The organism is Staphylococcus sp. HMSC06C11 (genome assembly GCF_001808345.1).
Lineage (GTDB): Bacteria > Bacillota > Bacilli > Staphylococcales > Staphylococcaceae > Staphylococcus > Staphylococcus capitis.
Window position 1 is genome coordinate 160,849 of the sequence record NZ_KV793040.1, and the last position, 19,609, is coordinate 180,457.

At 34.8% G+C, this 19,609-nt stretch carries 16 protein-coding genes and 2 pseudogenes; all 18 read right to left on the reverse strand.

The window, feature by feature from the left end; genetic code table 11:
- Window positions 1-143: 143 nt before the first annotated feature.
- The 18 genes and pseudogenes from nrdG to HMPREF3154_RS06970 all read right to left on the reverse strand — a co-directional run bounded on the left by nrdG (window position 144) and on the right by HMPREF3154_RS06970 (window position 19,515).
- Window positions 144-674: an anaerobic ribonucleoside-triphosphate reductase activating protein gene (gene nrdG, locus HMPREF3154_RS06890; RefSeq protein WP_030059181.1), complete on the reverse strand. Its 531-nt coding sequence runs from the start codon at window positions 672-674 to the stop codon at window positions 144-146.
- A complete protein-coding gene (gene nrdD, locus HMPREF3154_RS06895; protein WP_023351049.1) occupies window positions 671-2,521 on the reverse strand; it encodes an anaerobic ribonucleoside-triphosphate reductase in 1,851 nt (616 codons plus the stop codon). Before nrdD ends, nrdG begins: the two co-directional genes overlap by 4 nt.
- Window positions 2,522-2,738: 217 nt before the next feature.
- Complete coding sequence (locus HMPREF3154_RS06900) at window positions 2,739-3,026, reverse strand: hypothetical protein (RefSeq protein WP_030059182.1); 288 nt, start codon at window positions 3,024-3,026, stop codon at window positions 2,739-2,741.
- 195 nt (window positions 3,027-3,221) lie between these two features.
- Entirely contained in the window at window positions 3,222-3,986 is a 765-nt protein-coding gene (locus HMPREF3154_RS06905) for a CHAP domain-containing protein (protein ID WP_070474519.1), read from the reverse strand.
- A gap of 389 nt (window positions 3,987-4,375) precedes the next feature.
- On the reverse strand, window positions 4,376-5,746 hold the full coding sequence (locus tag HMPREF3154_RS06910) for a CitMHS family transporter (protein ID WP_049427796.1): 1,371 nt from the start codon (window positions 5,744-5,746) through the stop codon (window positions 4,376-4,378).
- A gap of 246 nt (window positions 5,747-5,992) precedes the next feature.
- Window positions 5,993-6,592, reverse strand: a complete 600-nt coding sequence (cysC, locus tag HMPREF3154_RS06915) for an adenylyl-sulfate kinase (RefSeq protein WP_030059184.1) — start codon at window positions 6,590-6,592, stop codon at window positions 5,993-5,995.
- Between the two features lie 21 nt (window positions 6,593-6,613).
- On the reverse strand, window positions 6,614-7,792 hold the full coding sequence (gene sat / locus HMPREF3154_RS06920; RefSeq protein WP_037550631.1) for a sulfate adenylyltransferase: 1,179 nt from the start codon (window positions 7,790-7,792) through the stop codon (window positions 6,614-6,616).
- Between the two features lie 23 nt (window positions 7,793-7,815).
- Window positions 7,816-8,713 (reverse strand): annotated as a pseudogene (locus HMPREF3154_RS06925) (sulfite exporter TauE/SafE family protein).
- Between the two features lie 23 nt (window positions 8,714-8,736).
- Window positions 8,737-9,345 (reverse strand): NAD(P)-binding protein, encoded by a 609-nt coding sequence (locus HMPREF3154_RS06930; protein WP_030059188.1) that lies wholly within the window; start codon window positions 9,343-9,345, stop codon window positions 8,737-8,739.
- A gap of 83 nt (window positions 9,346-9,428) precedes the next feature.
- Window positions 9,429-10,208: a uroporphyrinogen-III C-methyltransferase gene (cobA, locus tag HMPREF3154_RS06935; RefSeq protein ID WP_023351043.1), complete on the reverse strand. Its 780-nt coding sequence runs from the start codon at window positions 10,206-10,208 to the stop codon at window positions 9,429-9,431.
- A 21-nt stretch (window positions 10,209-10,229) separates the two neighbouring features.
- Window positions 10,230-11,948, reverse strand: coding sequence for an assimilatory sulfite reductase (NADPH) hemoprotein subunit (gene cysI, locus HMPREF3154_RS06940; RefSeq protein WP_070474522.1), 1,719 nt, complete (start codon window positions 11,946-11,948; stop codon window positions 10,230-10,232).
- Between the two features lie 19 nt (window positions 11,949-11,967).
- A complete protein-coding gene (locus HMPREF3154_RS06945) occupies window positions 11,968-13,833 on the reverse strand; it encodes an assimilatory sulfite reductase (NADPH) flavoprotein subunit (protein ID WP_037550636.1) in 1,866 nt (621 codons plus the stop codon).
- Between the two features lie 271 nt (window positions 13,834-14,104).
- Window positions 14,105-14,836 (reverse strand): phosphoadenylyl-sulfate reductase, encoded by a 732-nt coding sequence (locus HMPREF3154_RS06950; protein WP_030059194.1) that lies wholly within the window; start codon window positions 14,834-14,836, stop codon window positions 14,105-14,107.
- 209 nt (window positions 14,837-15,045) lie between these two features.
- A complete protein-coding gene (locus HMPREF3154_RS06955; RefSeq protein ID WP_037550641.1) occupies window positions 15,046-15,531 on the reverse strand; it encodes a glutathione peroxidase in 486 nt (161 codons plus the stop codon).
- Window positions 15,532-15,543: 12 nt separating this feature from the next.
- A pseudogene (locus HMPREF3154_RS11660) lies at window positions 15,544-15,808 on the reverse strand (NAD(P)/FAD-dependent oxidoreductase); the annotation flags it as partial.
- A 441-nt stretch (window positions 15,809-16,249) separates the two neighbouring features.
- A complete protein-coding gene (locus HMPREF3154_RS06960) occupies window positions 16,250-16,975 on the reverse strand; it encodes a zinc ribbon domain-containing protein (protein ID WP_030059196.1) in 726 nt (241 codons plus the stop codon).
- Between the two features lie 231 nt (window positions 16,976-17,206).
- Complete coding sequence (locus tag HMPREF3154_RS06965) at window positions 17,207-18,331, reverse strand: 5,10-methylene-tetrahydrofolate dehydrogenase (protein ID WP_070474525.1); 1,125 nt, start codon at window positions 18,329-18,331, stop codon at window positions 17,207-17,209.
- The gene (locus HMPREF3154_RS06970) at window positions 18,331-19,515 is read right to left on the reverse strand and encodes a hypothetical protein (protein ID WP_030059198.1); all 1,185 of its coding nucleotides are present in this window, start codon (window positions 19,513-19,515) and stop codon (window positions 18,331-18,333) included. The genes HMPREF3154_RS06965 and HMPREF3154_RS06970 overlap by 1 nt, the downstream gene beginning before the upstream one ends.
- Window positions 19,516-19,609: the final 94 nt, after the last annotated feature.

Here is a 19,609-nt window from a genome sequence, read left to right on the forward strand (position 1 = left end):
GTATATATATAGGTAGAATATTATTTATTATCACTTTAAATTTGATTAGGTATTATCATTTTTCCTACTTTAGTGATTAATATCTCTTTTAACATTTTAGATTATGAAATAAACTGAAGCGAGTGTTATCACCCGCTTCATTATTACACATATTCAATAATCCCATGGCTACGCAAAGAATCTTGAACGTCTATCACGCGTTGGTTAAGAGAGCCTTTATAAGGTAAATTGGGTTTATATAGCTGATACATAAATAGTCCATCAACCAAAATATCAGTAAGTTCAAGTAATTCTCGTCGTTCATCCGTTTGATGTTTCAAATATTCGAATAGAAAGCCAGTCCATATCCAAATCGTTTTACTGTAACCAAATCTCTCTCTAAACGCTCGTGCAATCTTTAAAGATATATTCAAATTGCAAAAAGGCTCTCCACCCAAAATACTGATTCCAGAAATATATGAGGGGGCACAATTTTCAAGTATTTCTTGCAAGATATCTTCAGAAAATGTTTCACCATATTTAAAAATCTGTGCTTTTTCGTTATAGCACTTTTTACATTGAAAAGGACATCCTGATACATATACACTACAACGTACACCCTCGCCATCCACAAAGCTATGACTTTCAATTTTAGCAATGTGATTTTGTCCTGTTTTAATGTCTAACATGCTCATGAACGTGGTTCCTTCATATGTTTAACTCTTGCACAAATTTCTTTTTGACGTCCTTCTATTACTGGTCGTTGTACTGGATTTCCTAAATAACCACATGTTCTTTTCACGACATCGACGGTCTTAGGATCGCTATTTCCACAGTTCGGACATTTATAACCATTTTCAGTAGTTTCAAAATCACCATCATAATCACACTTGTAACAATGATCAATAGGAATATTCGTTCCTAAATAGCCAACTTTATCATAAGAATAATCCCACACTGCCTCTAACGCTTTAATGTTGTGATTAAGTTTAGGATATTCACAATAATGAATGAAACCACCACTTGCATAGTAAGGGTAATCCTTTTCAAAATCTAACTTCTCGAAAGGTGTTACATCTTTACGCACATCATAATGGAAGGAATTCTGGTAGTATCCTTTATCGGTAATATCAGGTATTTCACCAAAGCGCTCTTTATCTAAGCGACAAAATCGGTCGGTCAAAGATTCGCTTGGCGTACTATAAATACTAAACCAAATATCATATTGGTTAGTCCATGCATTCTGATAATATTTCATTTCTCTTAGAATATCTAATGTAAATGTTTTAGCTTCAATATTATCCTCCCAATCAGGACCGTAAAACATTGTTGCGGCTTCATATAAGCCAATGTAACCCATTGAAATCGTCGCACGTTGGTGTTTAAACAGTTCTTCTACATTTTCAGAAGCGTTTAATTTGTATTTAAAAGCACCACTTTTATAAAGAATTGGCGCGTTATTAGGTATTGCATCTTTTAAGCGTTTAATTCTATAAACTAATGCATCATGCATCAATTGCATTTTTTGATCAAATAACTCCCAAAACTTGGCCATATCACCATTAGATTCTATTGCAATTCTTGGGATATTCAATGTGACAACGCCTAAGTTACAGCGGCCATTATTTTCAAAGTTTCCTGTTGCATCTTTCCAACTAGGTAAGAATGAACGGCAACCCATTGGCGCTTTAAAATCACCCAAAAGCTCAACGATTTTGTCATAATTTAAGATGTCAGGATACATACGTTTCGTTGAACACTCAAGCGCGAGTTGTTTAATATCGTAATTGGGATCATCTGGGCTAAAGTTAGTACCCTTTTTAATTGAGAAGACAAGTTTCGGGAAAATAGCTGTCATACGGTCTTTACCCAGTCCTTTAATACGCGTACGTAAAATAGCTTGTTGTATTTTGCGACTAAGTTCATCTGTACCTAAACCAAATCCTAATGTTACAAATGGCGTTTGACCGTTGGAGGTATAAAGTGTATTAATTTCGTATTCCAAACTTTCGATGGCATCGCCGATATCTTTAGTCACTTGTTGCTCTACGTAAGATTCTATTTTATCCGGTTGGACATATTGTTGTGCCATTTCACGATGATGTTCTGCATTTAATTTAGCATATGTACTTAATAATTCATCTACGCGGTCAACTGTACAACCACCATATTGGCTGCTTGATACGTTTGCGATAATTTGAACAAGTTGTGCAGATGCGGTTTGTATTGATTTAGGGGAGGTCACATGTGCATTACCTATTTCAAAGCCATTTTCTAACATATCTTTAGCATCAATTAGACAACAATTCGTTAATGGTTGAAAAGGATGGTAGTCTAAATCATGGAAATGTATATCTCCAGATAAATGTGCTTTAGCTACGTGTTTTGGAAGTAGATTTTCTAGTGCATATGATTTAGATACAGTTCCAGCTGTTAAATCTCTCATTGTAGAGAAAGTATTACTATCTTTATTTGCATTTTCATTTAATATTGTCGGGTCTTTTGTTATCAATCGTGTTAATGATTGTTCTAAAGCAGTCATATTATCACCTTTTTCTATATATGGTATCTATTTACAAAATATAACACTATATATAGTATTACAATCGATAACTTAGACGTTAACGAAAGTGTCAAAAAGATTTTAACGTTTCATGAACTATATGTAGAAAGGGCACTTTATTGCGAACAATTAGAAAACTCTAACATGTGTGATTATCATCTACATGTCAGAGCCTTATGAATAAAAAATATTCTACTTATCTATCTTTGTCTTTAAACCGTTCTTCAACTTTTTCATTATCTACTGAATGATGTGCTTTATCTTCAGTTTGATGGTGTGGTGCTTCACTCTTTTCACTTTCTTCATCTGTGTGACCTTTTGCCATTTGAAGGTTCTTTTCTGTGTTTTTACGTTTTTCTTCTTTTGAACGTTTATCGTAAGCACGTTCTTCATAAACTGAACCAACTGTTAATATAAGAATAACAGCTATAGTGACAATGATAATAACTGCTAAAATAATCCACATCCAAATGTTAAATTCCATGTTACTTCACCTTCCTTAAAGCTAAAAATAGCTCAACTCTAATCTCTTTATTTTTAAATTTCCCTTTTAAAATAACTTCAATCACATAATCATTGACTTAACTCTTTATATGTATAAAGTTTCTTATCTATATAAAAAAGCCATGAACCGTTTAAGTTCATGGCTTCAGTACTAAAAATATTTCTAGTCACTCGATTATGAAATGTAGTTATAAGCGCCAGCTTGGCTTGCTGAGATTGTACGAGTAGATACAACTCCAGGTCCACCGTTATAGTTCATTTCAGATACTTTTACTGAACCGTCATTATTTACGTTCTCAACGTATGCAACGTGACCGAATGCACCTTGTGAAGTTTGCATGATTGCACCTTGTTTAGGTGTATTGTTTACAGTGTAACCTGATGATGCTGCTGCGTTAGCCCAGTTGTTAGCGTTGCCCCAAGTTGAGCTGATTTTGCCGCTAACTTTGTCATAAACATAGTAAGTACATTGACCTGAAGTGTATAGGTTTGAACCTGAAGATGTTTGACCTGCGAATGCAGCTGATGCATTGCTTGAAGATTTTTGAGTTGGTGCTGATTGAGTTGTTACTTTAACGTTTCTATCAGAAGTTGAATAATTTGCACCTAAACCTCCACCATTATTTGAGTTGTAGCTTTGAGTTTGGTTATTTGTTCTATAATTATTGTAGTTATTGTATGAATTGTAGCTTTGTGTACTTTGGTTAGCATTTGAGTAGTTAGAGTTGTTTCCTTGTTGAGCTTGTTGTGGACTCCAATTACCTTTCCAATCGTAATGATAGTTACCTTGTTGATCGATTGTATAAGTGTAGCTGTAAGAATAAGGATCGTTAGGGTTATATCCATTATTGTTATTTTCCGCTGCATCTGCATCGTGTTGCATGATTCCAAATGTTGCAATACCTGCTGTAGCGATTGTAGCTGTAGCGATTTTTTTCATTTTAATATCCTCCTATAATTTGGGTAAATCTTTTAACTATCTCGTGGCTACCTTCAATTATCTTTAACATTTAAGTTTAATTTTTTCTTCGTTAATTAACGACAAGAAACACTGTAACAGACACACAACCGTTTGTGTACAATGTTAATACTTTGTAAATGAATCATAATAATGTAACGCCCTCTTGTAAAAAACGTGTGTCAATTTTACACAATTTAAACCACTTTCATGACAGTAGTTATAGCGATTTAATCAACATCGTTGTTACAGTTGTTGTAATTTATCTGATAATTTTTAGAGTAAATTATTTCATTGAAAAAGGGATGAAAACTTCGTTTCATCCCTTCTGTGATAGCGCCTTCACACTAAGTATATGATTTAATTAAAATCTAAACAGTAACGACGCCCATAAGTACTGCGATGAGTAGTAGCACAATAGCAAATCCCCAAATCCAAAAGAATGCATACTTAATGTAAGTACCCATATTCGCTTCAGCAAGTCCAATGGCTAACCATAATGCTGGTGAAAACGGACTTACGAATGTACCAATAATATTACCTATCACCATTGCATATGCTGTAGAAACAGCTGAAACATGAAATTGACTAGCAGTTTGTTCAACAATAGGTAAAACAGCAAAGTAATATGCATCCGTACTTGTTAATAAATCTAACGGCACACCGAATATTCCAACAATGATATGCAAATATGGACCTACTGCATCTGGAATAATCTTAATAAAATCAGTAGCAATCGCTTTAAGCATACCCGTTTCATTAAGAACACCTAAGAACATTCCAGCTGCAATAATGACTGCCGCCATCATTAAGGCATTAGGAGCATGAGCCTTTAATCGATCCATTTGTTCATCAACACTTTTATAGTTGATAATTAGTGCGAGTGAAGTGCCTATCATGAAAGCAAACTCTGGTGGCGCTAGATTTGCTAACATGATGACGATAACTAAAATCGTTAATACTACATTTATCCATATAATATAAGGATTATTCCTAGCACGGCCTTTAACTGGAAACTTAATATCTTGTTCACGTTCATAAATATTAACTAATCTATGTATATCTACATCTTGCGTTTCTTCTACTTCGCCTTTTTCTATCGCCTTCTTAATAAGTTTCTTTTCACGAAATCCTAAGTATACTGCGAAGATGATTACGAGGACGAATCCAATAATTTGAATTGGAATCAGACCATACCATAATTCATTCACACTTTTCACTTTCAATACTGTTGCCACACGTGCCATAGGTCCACCCCACGGAACCATGTTCATAATTGCTGCACTTAATGCAAGTAATAATATTAGTAGGTATTTATTCATATTTAGCGCTTTATATAATGGAAGCAATGCTGGTATTGAAAGTAGGAAAGTCACTGCCCCAGCGCCATCTAATTGTGCAAATGAACCAATTAACGCAGTCATAACACAAACAATAATCACATTACCTCTCGTCATTAATATCAATCGCTTCACTAAAGGCTTAAATAATCCACTATCAGTCATAATGCCAAAAAAGATGATGGCAAATATAAACATTATGACAACGTTCATAACTTGTGATAAGCCCTTATCAAAGAATTTTACTAAATCTCCCACACTGTACCCCAATATCATTGCACCGATACATGGTATCAATGTCATGCCAACAACCGGGCTAATTTTCTTCGCTATGAGTAAACCTACAATTGAAACAATGATCGCTAACCCAATCATCGTTAACCATATATTATCTCCATGCATATTTAACATCCCCTTTTATTAACTCCGCTATGTCATACGTAGGTTTAATAAGTATTACTATACACAGATGTATAAAATTTTAATCATCCCCCAATAAATCATTCCTCATCATACTCGTTAAATCCCCTTGTATTTTGTAAGCGCTTTCTATAATTGTAACAAAGATTTTCAAAATAAAAAATATGTATAGACATATAACAATTCAAACATAAAGCATGTATGTTCATTGACATACATGCTTGTGAGTTAAATATATTGATGTTGCTTAAGGTATTGAATCACACGATCAACTGATTGATCAATTGATTCATGTTCAGTATCTAAAATGATTTCTGGATGATCTGGAGCTTCATAAGGGGCGCTAATACCTGTAAACTCAGGAATTTCTCCAGAGCGTGCTTTCTTATACAATCCTTTAGGATCGCGGTTCTCACATTCTTCAACACTACATTTCGTATATACTTCTATAAATTCATCATCTTTGAGAATCGCGCGTACATTATCGCGATCTTGTTTATACGGTGAAATGAAAGCTGTCACAGTGATTGAACCTGCATCAACCATGAGTTTGGCAACTTCACCTATACGGCGTATGTTTTCAGTACGATCTTCAGGACTAAATCCTAAATTTTTATTAAGACCATGACGCACATTATCCCCATCTAAACGATATGTTTGCTTTCCTTCATTGAATAGCGCTTTTTCTAAAGCGACAGAAACGGTCGATTTACCTGAACCAGATAACCCCGTAAACCAAATAACTGCACTTTTATGACCATTACGATTTTGTCTTTCTTCTTTCGTCACTTCTGAATCATGCCAAGTAATATTGTTAGATTCACTCATGCTATCTCTCCTTTTACTTTATTATTTTTCTCGTAAACCTCTAATTAGTACTTCAGCGACTTCTGGTCTTGAAAATTGAGTCGGCAAGGATTCTCCGTTACGTAATTTTTCTCTAACTTTTGTACCACTTAAATGTAAATGTTGAGAGGCATCATGAGGGCATGTCTTAGCCGTCGCCATATTACCGCATGCTTCACAATAAAAAGCATGTTCAAATTTTAAGATTTGAATATCTAGTTCATCTTCAAATTGAGTGATAAGCTCTTGCGCTTCATATGTGCCATAGTAATCACCCACACCCGCATGATCACGTCCCACTATAAAGTGTGTACAACCATAATTCTTACGCACTGTTGCGTGCAATATTGCTTCACGAGGGCCGGCATAGCGCATTGCTGCAGGATAAATCACTAGTCGTGCTCTATTTTCAGGGAAATAATTCTTGAGGATAGCTTGATAACTTTCCATACGAACATCAGCAGGTATATCATCTGATTTAGTTTCTCCAACTAAAGGATTGAGAAGTAATCCATCTACAATTTCTAAAGCTGATTTCTGGATATATTCATGTGCACGATGAACTGGATTTCTAGTTTGGAATCCGACAACCGTTTTCCAACCTAAATCATGGAATAATTGTCTTGTTTCAGATGGATCTAGATGATAATCAGAAAATTCATCATGTTTAGGGCGATTGATTAATTGAATAGGTCCAGCTAAGTACACATTACCTTTTTCATACACTTTCTTGACACCTGGATGTTGTTCTTCAGTAGTTCCATAGACTAATTTTGCTTCTTTTTCTTTATCGTACGTGTACTTCTCTTCTAATTTTAATGTTCCATATAATTCACCATCTTCACCGTATAAAGCAATGTCATCACCAATTTCTAATTGATTCGCTTCTTCTTCAGATACTGGTAAAGTAATGGGAATACTCCATACTAATCCATTTTCTAAATGAGTGTCTTCAACAACTTTGGTATAGTCTGCTTTATTCATAAATCCTGTTAACGGACTAAAACCACCAATACCAATTAATTCTAAATCTGAAATACCCCAAGGATTTAAAGTAATTGATTTATATGATGATGCTTCCTTAATTAAACGTTCTCTTTCCTCACCTTCAACAACTCGGTTAATTAATTCACCACCATGTGGTTGAATTGTATAGTTAATTACTTCTTCATTTTTAGACATCGTTTTATAACCCCTTTATCCAATTAATTATATTTGTTTACTCGGCTTTTCTTGTAAGAAAAAGACAATTTCTTGTTTCGAATCACCTGAACGATGAGTAAAACAATAATTGCTGCTAAAATAATACATCTAACTGTATTTGAGATTGTTGTATCTTTAATGAAATAACTTAATAATGCATTACTATTTGTGAAAATAATTAACCCACCCACACATATTGCTAAAATATTTATAGGTAAAATTTTAACTAAATATGCTGAAATTGGAGCAGCAAGCATGCCACCAACACTTAGTGCAATGACAGCAAACCAGTTAATCTGAGTTAATCCTAAAAATATAATAAAACTAATTGCTGCAGAAGATGTAACAAAGAATTCACTAGCTGAAACCGTACCAATCGCATAACGTGGTTGAATTTTCTTGCTTGAAAGTAAGAGCGGTGTATTCACTGGACCCCAGCCTCCACCACCGATAGCATCTAAGAAACCTGCAATCGCACCTTGTGGAATCACTTTGAAACTACTCAAATCACCAACATGCGTATGGTGTTCATGTGTTCTTTTAAATAAGAATTGATATAAAATATAGAATCCCATGCTTAATAAAAAGAGTGCAATGAATGGTTTAATGTAATTACCGTGAATAAACGTTAAAACGCCTGCACCTATGAAGGCTGAAATAGAAAGGTATCGCAAGCTTTAACATCGTTGGCTTATGAACATTTTCAAATTTCCAATGAGATGTACCAGAAGCTGCAGTGGTAGCAATTTCTGAGAAATGAACTGTTGCAGAAACTACTGCTGGCGCAATACCATAAGTGAGTAAAATGGATGATGATGATGCACCAAATCCCATGCCGAGTGACCCATCTACAAGTTGTGCTAAAAATCCCGCTATTGCGAATATTAATACTTTGCGCATATATCAAATGCCCCCATTCTTCATTAAACCTGTGATTGAAGCCATCGGATGAATTCATGTTGCTTATTCTCATCTAAATATGTGTCTGATAAAATTTGTTCAAGTAACGCATGTTTATCAGATGGCTCTATGCTGAGTGCTTTAATGTATTGTCTACTTTCATATAGAAATTGAACATAAGTTACATACTCCTCATTATATGTATCCTCTAAATGATTAATAATACGTTGTCCTAACTTTGGACTCGCACCTTCAGTGGATACACTAATCGTTAAGCGATCCCTTCGAAAAACATTAGGAAACGTAACATTACCTAATTCAGCTTGTTCTGCATGATTAAATAACACATGTTCAGGTACTGATAACCTTACCTCTTCATTGACCTCTGAATGATTGGTAGCAGCAATTACCATATCTGCCTCTTCAATATCAGTAGGTTCGAAACGTTTTTCCAAATAAGTGATGCGCTGAGTTTCAACCCATTGTGCTATTTGATTAGTGATAACCGGGCTTACAACGTGAATATGTTCTGTGTAATTTAACAATGTTTTAATACGTCGTGTAGCAATTTTCCCACCACCGACAACAACAACTTTTTTGTTTGTTAAATCTAACATTAATGGCATATTCACGGTAAATCCCTCCTCGTATTTGTCATATTCATCTTACTATTTTTCTTCATTTTCAGAAAATAAATGATAAAACTAAAACAGTCCTATTTAGATGTCACTTTAGGAATTGACAATTTGTTTACATCAGCTTGCTCCACAAACCAATTGATCTTCTCTCGCATATGGACTACATCACCAATGATGATCATAGCTGGGTTCGTTATTTGATGTGCCTTATCTACAATATTACCAAGTGTACCAGTAATCGTTTTTTGTCGTATTGATGTACCCATGTGAACGAGTGCGACTGGCGTTTCTGATGAACGACCATGTTTCGTTAATAAATCACAAATTTCTGGAAGTCGTTTAACTCCCATATAAACGCATAACGTTTCTGGTCCATTCGCTAAATGTTCCCAATATTGTTCTTTATCCATACCTGGTTTATTGACTGCGGTTACGAATGCGACAGATGAACTAAAATCTCTGTGAGTGACAGGAATACCTGCGTATGCTGGTGCAGCAATACCCGATGTAATACCAGGTACAATTTCAAACGGAATATTGTGATTTGCTAGTACTTCCGCTTCTTCGCCACCTCTACCAAAGACGAAAGGATCGCCACCTTTTAATCGTGTAACAGTATGCCCTTTCTTAGCTAAAGTGACCATCATTTTATTCGTTTCTTCTTGTGGTAATGAATGCTTATTAGGATCTTTACCACAATAAAAGAATTTAGTGGAAGGAGAGGCGAATTCTAAAATTTCTTTATTAATCAAACGATCGTAAAGAATCACATCTGCTTTTTTAATTGCTTTTAAACCTTTAATTGTTAATAAATCAGGATCACCAGGACCTGCACCAACTAGAAATACCTTGCCCATATTAATCACTCCCCCTTTAGATTAGCTATGGAAGTCGCGACCATCATGGACTTTTGCTACCACACCTGAACGTATGACGAAATCACCAAAGTGCTCGCCTTCAAGTCGTTCTTTACCGTAACTAATCAACAATGGACGTAAACTTTCTAATATTTCATTTTCACCGATATTTTCTTTATACAATTTATTGAGACGCTCACCTTTGAAGCCACCACCTAAATACATGTTATATTTGCCAGGTGCTTTTCCGATAAATGCGACTTCAGCAAGTGCAGGTCTTGCACAACCATTTGGACATCCTGTCATACGAATTGTAATTTCTTCTTCCTGAACTCCAGCTTCATCTAATAAATCTTCAATTTTAGAGATTAAAGATGGTAAGTATCTTTCCGATTCTGCCATCGCTAATCCACAAGTTGGAAAGGCTACACATGCCATAGAGTTTCTACGTAATCCAGTATAGTTCTTACCATCTGTAAGACCATACTTATCAATGATAGCTTGGATTTCATCTTTTTTCTCAGGTGTAACGTTAGCGATTACTAAATTTTGATTCGGTGATAATCTGAAGTCACCTGTATGCATTTCAGCAATTTCTCTAAGTGCTGTTTTCAATTTATAATCTTCAGTATCTTTGACTCGTCCATTTTGAATAAACAACGTAAAATTCCAATTGCCATTACCCTCAATCCAACCTAAACGATCACCATTATGTTCAAATTCAAAGTCACGTGCATCTTCAATATCCCATCCTAATCGACGGTTCAATTCTTCTTTGACCCAAGCTTCACCAAGACGATCGACTGTATATTTAAAGCGTGCATTTTTACGATTTTCACGATTACCGTAATCTCTTTGAATTGTTAAAAGCTTTTCACAAACATCTACAGCTTTTTCTTTTGGTATGAATCCTATTAAACGCCCTAGTTGTGGATACGTTTGAGTATTACCGTGAGTCATACCCATACCTCCACCAATCGTGACATTAAATCCCAGTAATTCATCGTTATCTACAATAGCAATAAGTCCGATATCTTGTGAATAGACATCGATATCGTTAGAGGGTGGTACAGCAATACCGATTTTAAATTTACGTGGTAGATACGTATTACCGTATATCGGCTCCTTTTCCTCACTGGAATCTAATACTTTCTCGCCATCTAGCCAAATTTCATGATATGCGCCAGTTCTTGGAAGTAAATGATTACTAATGTCAGTAGCATATGTGTTCACTTCTTTGTGAACTTTTGATTGATAGGGATTTGGGTTACACATCGTATTACGATTTACATCGCCACAAGCAGCTATTGAATCTAAGACAGAGTCGTTGATCTCCTTCATAGACTGTTTTAAGTTACGCTTTAAAATTCCGTGAAATTGAAATGCCTGTCTTGTGGTCAATTTAATCGTTTGATTAGCATGATTATTAGAGATGTCATCCATAGCAATCCATTGATCTGGTGTCGCTTTCCCCCCTGGTACACGAACACGTATCATAAAACTATATGCTGGTTCTAATTTTTGTTTACGACGTTCATCTCTTAAATCTCTATCGTCTTGCATGTAACTTCCGTGGAACTTTAATAGCTTAGCGTCATCTTGTGAAATCGAGCCCGTAATTGGATCGGCAAGCCCTTGTTCGATTGTTCCACGTAGAAAGTCACTGTCGGCTTTTAAAAATTCCATTTCATCAAGATTCTTATCAAGTTCTTCTGAAATTTGTTTATTTGTTCTAGCCATGTATCCCCCATCCTTTCTATTAATACACGTCTCGTTGATATCTCTTATCTCGTTTCAATTGCTTCAAGTATTCTTCTGCATCTTCTTCAGAAAGATTTTGTTCTTTCACTAATACATTACGAATAGCTTGATGAACATCCTTAGCCATCTTACTCTCATCACCGCACACATAAATCGCTGCACCATTTTCAATCCATTGGTTAAATTGCTCACTATTTTCAGCAATTTTATGCTGTACATACACTTTTTGATCCGTATCTCTTGAAAAGGCCACGTCTAACTTAGAGAGGGTGCCATCATCGAGCCATTCTTGCCATTCAGTTTGGTATAAGAAATCAGTAGTGAAGTGTTGTTCACCAAAGAATAGCCATGTGTGACCTTCAAATCCTAGCTCTTCACGTTCTTGCATATACGATCTGAATGGCGCAACACCAGTTCCTGGACCTATCATAATCACTGGGGTCTCTTCGTTTTGAGGGAATTTAAAATTTGGATTACGTTTCAAGTAAATTGGAACCGTATCACCTTCTTGAATTCTCTCCGCAAACTGTACTGAGCATACACCTGTACGATCACGACCATGCGCGTTATATCTTACAGCGCCCACCGTAATATGCACCTCATCAGGCGTTGCTTTATAACTACTTGAAATTGAGTACTCTCTCGGTGGTAACTTTCTGAGTAATTGATACATATTTTCTGGCTGAAGTTCAGTTGTTGCAAAATCATTTAATAAATCAATGAGGTCGCGACCTTCAATATAATTTTGAATCCATTCCTTGTCTTGAACTTTCTCGCTAAGTTCATCATTGTTAAAGAACGTTGCCGCATTCTCAACTAAAGGTTTTGTTAACTTCGTTATTTCAAAATGAGAAGTTAATGCATCTTCAAGATTAAGTGTATCGCCATCTTCATTAATTAACACTTGCGTGTCCGGACTCCATCCTAATGTACTGACGAGCAAGTCGACGAGGGCTGGATCATTTTGAGGTAAGACAACAATACAATCGCCAGGTTCATATTCTTCACCGAAATTATCAAGTAATAATTCAATGTGTCTTGTTTCTTTATTTGAACCTCTACCATTTAAATTAATATTCGTTAAGACTTCGGCTTCATAAGGATTAGACTTTGAATATTTCTTCTCCTTTGCGGATTTAATAGACTCACTTACCACTTGTTCACTGTCAGTGCCTGCTGGTGTTGAATCTATCGCATTGATGACATTCGCCATCCACTTTTCAGCATCTTCATCATAATCAACATCGCAATCGACACGGTCATAAATTCTCTCAGCACCTAATTCTGCAAGGCGGTTATCAAAGTCTTTACCAGTTTGACAGAAGAATTCATAAGTTTGGTCTCCTAATGCTAAAACTGAGAATCTTACACCATCTAATTTAGGCGCTTTACGACCATGGATATATTCATGCAATTCTACAGCATTATCTGGAGGGTCACCTTCCCCATGCGTTGCAGTCACAATAAATAAATCTTCAACTTTCTTAAGATTTTTAGGCTTGAAGTCGTCCATAGATTTAAGTGTGACATCATTTCCAATGTTAGATAAACGTTCTTCAAAGATTTCTGCTAACCCTTGTGCATTACCTGTTTCAGAACCATAAAGAATAGTAATCGAGCGTTGTTCTGGCGTTACTTCAGGCTCTTTTCGATGTAACATGGCTTCAGTTTCTTGACTTACTGAAGACGTTGAAGATGATGCTATATTGTCAGAAGCTCCCTCACTCGTAGCATTCGATGATTGGTTTGCCATGAGGTAGCCACTTAACCAAGTTTGTTGTTCTGGTGTTAAAGTTTGGAGTAATTCATTAATCTGTGCTGCTTGCCCTTCAGTAAAGGGGCTATTAGTGACACTTAAGTTCAATCATATACACCTCTTATCTTAATTATCCCGATATTTGATTATATTTATTTCTGAAAATGTTTCCAATATCGTTTATTCTAGTATGTACTAAATATTCACGACAGTAAATGAAAGAGAGTGATGCACAATACATCTATCCCTATTCATTAACCGCCGAGAATCATTTTATGTTTCAACAATTTTTAAATGAGTTTTACTATAACAAAGTAAGTTTTTGGTTATATCTTATCGGAATACTATGTTTTAAAGTCAAAAAATTTTGATTACCTTATTATGGTTTGTCTGCAACATGTAAGCCACATTCAGTTTTTTCGAAATTAGACCATCTGCCAGCACGGGAATCATTTGAGTCAAATACTGGTGCAGTGCAAGGGATACAACCGATACTAGGATAATGTTGATCATGCAATTCATTGTAAGGTAAATCATTACTCTTGATATAGTCCCAAACCTCGTCTTCAGTCCAATAAATAAGCGGACATACTTTAACTGATTTAAATCGTTCATCTTTATTAATAAAGTCCGTGTTTGCACGTGTTGGTGATTGGGCACGTCTTAATCCTGAAACCCATGCTACCGCGCCAGATAAAACTTCCTCAAGTGGTTTAATCTTGCGAATATAACAACATTGATTAGGATTATTCTTCCATAGAGCGGGATTATATTTATCAGCCTGTTCTTCTAATGTAAGTTCTGGTTTTTTCATTTTAATTCGAAGTCGTGGATATTTCTCTTTCACTCTATCAATTAAATCGTAAGTTTCTTGGAAATGTAAGTCTGTATCTAAAAAGACGATCTGTGCATCTGGTTTAATTTGATAAATTAAATTGATAAGCACCATGCTTTCAGCCCCAAAACTACATGAATAGACGATATCGTCACCATAGATTTGGTAAGCCCATTCTAATATTTGGTAGGCACCTTTGGTTTGGTCGTCAGCATCGATAGTGTCGATAAAAGGATCACCCGTAAAACTATCATACGTAATCTTATCTACTGACATCAATTTATGATCCCCCCCTCATTTCATAAATTCATTCAAACACTTAAATTCCTATCTGAATTGTCAGAATAATTATGTTTACTACTTTAACTACTTTTAATTTGAAAGTCAAGATACCAGTGTAAATATTCATCATTAATTTTAAAATTAAATACTAAAAACTCTCTTAAAAGTCACTTCGACTTAAAAGAGAGCTAACACATCATCATTTATTCATTTAATAATTCTTTAATGAATTCCTCCATCTCTTCTGGAGAGTCATAAGGAAGATACTTGCCTACTACTTTACCCTCTCTATCAATAACAAACTTTGTAAAGTTCCACTTAATTTGCGAACCAAATAATCCAGGTTTCTCGCGTTTTAAAAGCGTATATAAAGGATGTTCATTGTCACCATTTACAATTGTTTTCGAGTGGATAGGAAATGTAATACCAAACCGTCGACGGTAAGTATTGTAGATTTCATCCATCGACCCAGGTTCTTGATTGTCAAAGTTATTACAAGGAAAACTTAAAACAACTAATCCATCATTTTTATATTTTTGATATAACGTTTCCAATCCTTCAAATTGATCGTTTAATGCGCAATTAGTTGCTGTATTTACGATAATAAGAACCTTTCCTTTATATTCTTCTAAAAAGTAAGTAGAACCGCCACACCTTTCTACTTTTATATCATAAACACGCTTACTCATTGAGATACACCTCTACATCATTGCGAATTTTAATAAATCAATAACGCCACTAGATGCTCCAGGGAAAGCAAAAATATTTTGAATTAATTTTTGAGCTGTCATTTTGTTATTAATAATAAATTTACTAAACCACTTGCATTATTACTGTGAATTTCTACAATCATTGCTTGTGATTATCTAAGATAATAGATATTTCCGCTTCAGTTTTATTATTATACTCAGAAATCATTTGTTTACCGCGTGATACGGCAAATGATATCGACTTCGACTCCTTTTTAAACATGACAGATACGAATTCTATACATATGATACCCGCTACAATAAAAGTTATACTTTTATGACTTCGTTACCTCGTCTTAGCGAACAGTATTTCGGACTGTTTAACATTTAATTCTTAGTTTCTTTTCATTAAATAGGTCTAATTATTTATTCATGCCATTGTGAGTTTAAGTGTCCTTAACTCATAAAACAAGTCACACGAAATATTACGAATTGGTTAAACCAAACCATTTAAATTCTCTCTTTCATAATTGCGTCAATCATCGACTCACATGATAAGTTTAAAATATAACTAGTTTTCTAGTAACATGTGTTACTTATTCACACATTCACCTCTTTTCAATCGAGTACGATTGGTTGAATTCTATTACATTGTATTTCACAATTCAAAATATTTGCATAATTTTATATAAACAAATAGAGTTGCTTTCGCAACTCTCTATAATTGATCAACATTTTCGATAACAGATATTTTCCCATTTTTAACATTAACTAATACAGAGAAATCATTATCTTTATTGCTATCATAGATTAATTGATTTGGCTTTCTGTCATCAGGTTCGTTATATTTTTGGATAAATTGATCTTCTGAAATATCATTAGGGGCCACCCCTACATGAACAACTTCATCATTCTCATACGCAACTGCTAAGTTCCCATACTTTTCGTAAGTATAATTTGAACTATCAACATTTCCATCGGATTTACCAAATTTTTCTTCAACTTCTTTACGTGTCATACCTGTATATATACCTTGATAACCACTCGTTGACGCAGATTTCATATACCCTTTATCAAATGCTGTACTAAAGACATCAATATGCGGACCTTTAGAAGTTGAATCTTTCTCACTTTTTGAATCATTTGTATTAGATGGACTTGATTGAACAGATTCTGATGTCTTATCATCATCTTTGACATAATGTTCATAAGCATAATATGCTCCGTAAAGCATAGCAGCAATGAATCCTATAAAGATGAGTGATAATAAAATAATTAAACCTGTTGGCTTCTTACTACGAGATGCACGTTGTAAGTTGTAGTTAGAATGGTTTTGGTTATAATGAGGTGGGTGATTTTGATATGATTGCCTAATATGTGCTCCACATTGATTACAAAATGATTGGCCCTCTTTTAATTGATGTCCACAATTTGAACAGTACATAACTAACCCTACTTTCAATTTTTACTCAAATTAAGTTGTTAAACAATATTTTAAAATATTTTTTATAGAAAATCTATGCTCTTAATAGTTGAAAATACTGTTATTCATCTTGCTTCTAATTTTTAATATAAATTATGAAAAGAGTTAGTTATAAACAAAGCCACTCCCAAAATTATGGAGTGGCTTTATATACAATCATTCATATTATACATATAAATTTATGTCATATTCTTATTGAGTTTTATCATGGGTATCTTCGTAACGAATACGTTGTCGATAGCCATACGTACTTTCTTTAATTAACTGATCATTTAATAAACCTGCACCTATAGCACCTGCAACTGTAGAAACAGATGCTGCAAACCAAGGAATACTTAAATAAAGATCTGGACCTGCTGGACCTTTAAGACTTACTTGTTGTCCTAAAAAGTCTGCTGGTAGCAACACTAACTCTGCAATCAAGAACAGAGTATATAAAATAATATAGTAAATGATAATGGCAATAATTAACGTCATAATTGTCGTAGCATTATATAACCAAGTTATCCTTTTATTTTTACTTGATTTAACAGATTCCCAAAGATCGTGAGACATCATAATCCATATTAACATGCCAATAATCGCGATAATGGATATACCAAATAGACGCCACATTGAAAAGTTATTGGCCATTTGCCACATCGTTGTAAAGACAAGCCCGAAAGCGCCTGTCGTAAAGGCAATGGCAACTATATTACTTAAACTTGCCATCATATTTAATGGGTTATTAGCAAATGTCATACCACTGACAAGTCTAAACATACCTCTAGAACGAGAACTTGATAAATATCTTAAATGATATGACTCAGTTTCTTCTAAATACACTTGAGTTTTATCTATTTTAGAGAGAGGAAATTGTTTTTTAACGGATGTCTCTATATTGTTATTATCATCGTAATTACGACTTTCGTGTTCTGCTTCATGGAGTTCTTGAATGATACTAAGAATTGCTTGTTTAAATCTATTTTTTACTGGGCGCCAGCCAAATGCTGGATATGAGAAGATTGCTGCGCCGTTATACATGTTGATATCTAATGCCATCACTTGATGATCAGCAAAAATCGGCAAGTCAGTAATTGAAATGACGTAATCCCATTGACGCTTATCATGATAATCTGCAACTTTCTTAAATATTTCATCTACAGATTCTGCGAAGCCAGTTAATGGATCTGTAACCAAATCAAATGTCCATTCTTTTTCGTTGTTGTATTGTTCAGACAACATATCTGGCAACTCTTCCATCAAACTTTCTGCTAGACGTTCTGTAACCCCTGGCGCTACAACTAGTCCAACCGTTCTTTTCTCCAAATCTGCCATTACTCATCCTCCTCTCTGTGACCTTGTTTTTTACCTTCATATTGTTCATCTTGCTGATCATTACTTGAAGCTTGTTGTTCAACTTTCTGATGTGATACGTCTTGAGATTGTTGTTGTTCTTTTTGTTCTTCTTCTGCCTCTTTATAGCGATGATATTGTCTATATGAATACGTAATGCGTCGTATTTTTTCTTCATCTTCAACTGTAGAACCCATAGCGCCTGCTAATAGACCTAATGACGCGACAAACCAAATCAATCTTAAATAATTAGTAAAGGTAAATTGAGCCTTTGCACTTGTCCAACTATTAAATAAATCAACTGGTACAAATAGCGTAATACTGATAATGAGTAAAATGTATAGAATAAAATAATTCATTAAAGTAATCACACTCAATGTAACTAGTGTCGTTGAGTTATAGATATAACGATAAACGCGTTGGGATTTCGCAGTCTTTCTTTCTAATAATTGATGTGCGTATAGTAACCAACCTGCCATACCTAATATCGCAATAATCATAAGCAGTATAAGTCTGAAAGGTGAATAAATGACACTGAGTTCCCAAGGCATAGAGAAAATTGAAATATACGTACCTGTAGCAAATGCAACGGAGATAATCTTTTTAAAATTAAAGATATTCTTCCATGGCTGATTGGCTCGTGTTAAACCACCAATAAGTTGAATCCAACTAATGATAAATAATGTATTAATGTAACGTCTTTTTTCAGATTCATCTTCATTAGGTTCAACTGATTTCATGCGTACAAATGGATGTGGCGCATTTTTACTTTTCGGATCTTCATAGTATAACTGTTCAATCAAAGATGTCACAGTCTTAACTAATTTACTGTTCAAACCCATAAAGCCAAGTGAAGGTAGAGATAACATAGCTACTTGCTTATCATTATTATAGTCACTAATCACGACTTTATTATCAGAAATACTCGGTAAATCAGTTAAACAGATGACATAATCCCAGTGATGGTCGTCCTTTAATTGAGCGGCCTTGTCCACACTTTCATGTACATCTTCAGCTGAACCTATCATTAAATCTACTTTAATATCGAAGTTCCAATGGCTATCACCTTCGATACGTTCAGTAAGCAATTTTTTTACTTTTGGTATGATTCTCTTCGCATGATGATGTGCAACACCTGGTGAAGGTATGATGCCGACTGTATGCATATGCGTTAGAACCTCCTTTCGTTTTTCATTTTCAGGAAAATTAAATTTAATATAGATAAAGTGTACGTTAACACTACCTCTAGCGTGCCAACGT

Coding starts and splice junctions, on each gene's coding strand:
- HMPREF3154_RS06955 (WP_037550641.1), bottom strand. CDS start 15,531: ATGAGTAAGCGTGTTTATGATATAAAAGTAGAAAGGTGTGGCGGTTCT.
- cysC (WP_030059184.1), bottom strand. CDS start 6,592: ATGAGTGAATCTAACAATATTACTTGGCATGATTCAGAAGTGACGAAA.
- HMPREF3154_RS06950 (WP_030059194.1), bottom strand. CDS start 14,836: ATGTCAGTAGATAAGATTACGTATGATAGTTTTACGGGTGATCCTTTT.
- HMPREF3154_RS06970 (WP_030059198.1), bottom strand. CDS start 19,515: ATGCATACAGTCGGCATCATACCTTCACCAGGTGTTGCACATCATCAT.
- HMPREF3154_RS06910 (WP_049427796.1), bottom strand. CDS start 5,746: ATGCATGGAGATAATATATGGTTAACGATGATTGGGTTAGCGATCATT.
- nrdG (WP_030059181.1), bottom strand. CDS start 674: ATGAGCATGTTAGACATTAAAACAGGACAAAATCACATTGCTAAAATT.
- HMPREF3154_RS06900 (WP_030059182.1), bottom strand. CDS start 3,026: ATGGAATTTAACATTTGGATGTGGATTATTTTAGCAGTTATTATCATT.
- cobA (WP_023351043.1), bottom strand. CDS start 10,208: ATGGGCAAGGTATTTCTAGTTGGTGCAGGTCCTGGTGATCCTGATTTA.
- cysI (WP_070474522.1), bottom strand. CDS start 11,948: ATGGCTAGAACAAATAAACAAATTTCAGAAGAACTTGATAAGAATCTT.
- HMPREF3154_RS06965 (WP_070474525.1), bottom strand. CDS start 18,331: ATGGCAGATTTGGAGAAAAGAACGGTTGGACTAGTTGTAGCGCCAGGG.
- HMPREF3154_RS06960 (WP_030059196.1), bottom strand. CDS start 16,975: ATGTACTGTTCAAATTGTGGACATCAATTAAAAGAGGGCCAATCATTT.
- nrdD (WP_023351049.1), bottom strand. CDS start 2,521: ATGACTGCTTTAGAACAATCATTAACACGATTGATAACAAAAGACCCG.
- sat (WP_037550631.1), bottom strand. CDS start 7,792: ATGTCTAAAAATGAAGAAGTAATTAACTATACAATTCAACCACATGGT.
- HMPREF3154_RS06905 (WP_070474519.1), bottom strand. CDS start 3,986: ATGAAAAAAATCGCTACAGCTACAATCGCTACAGCAGGTATTGCAACA.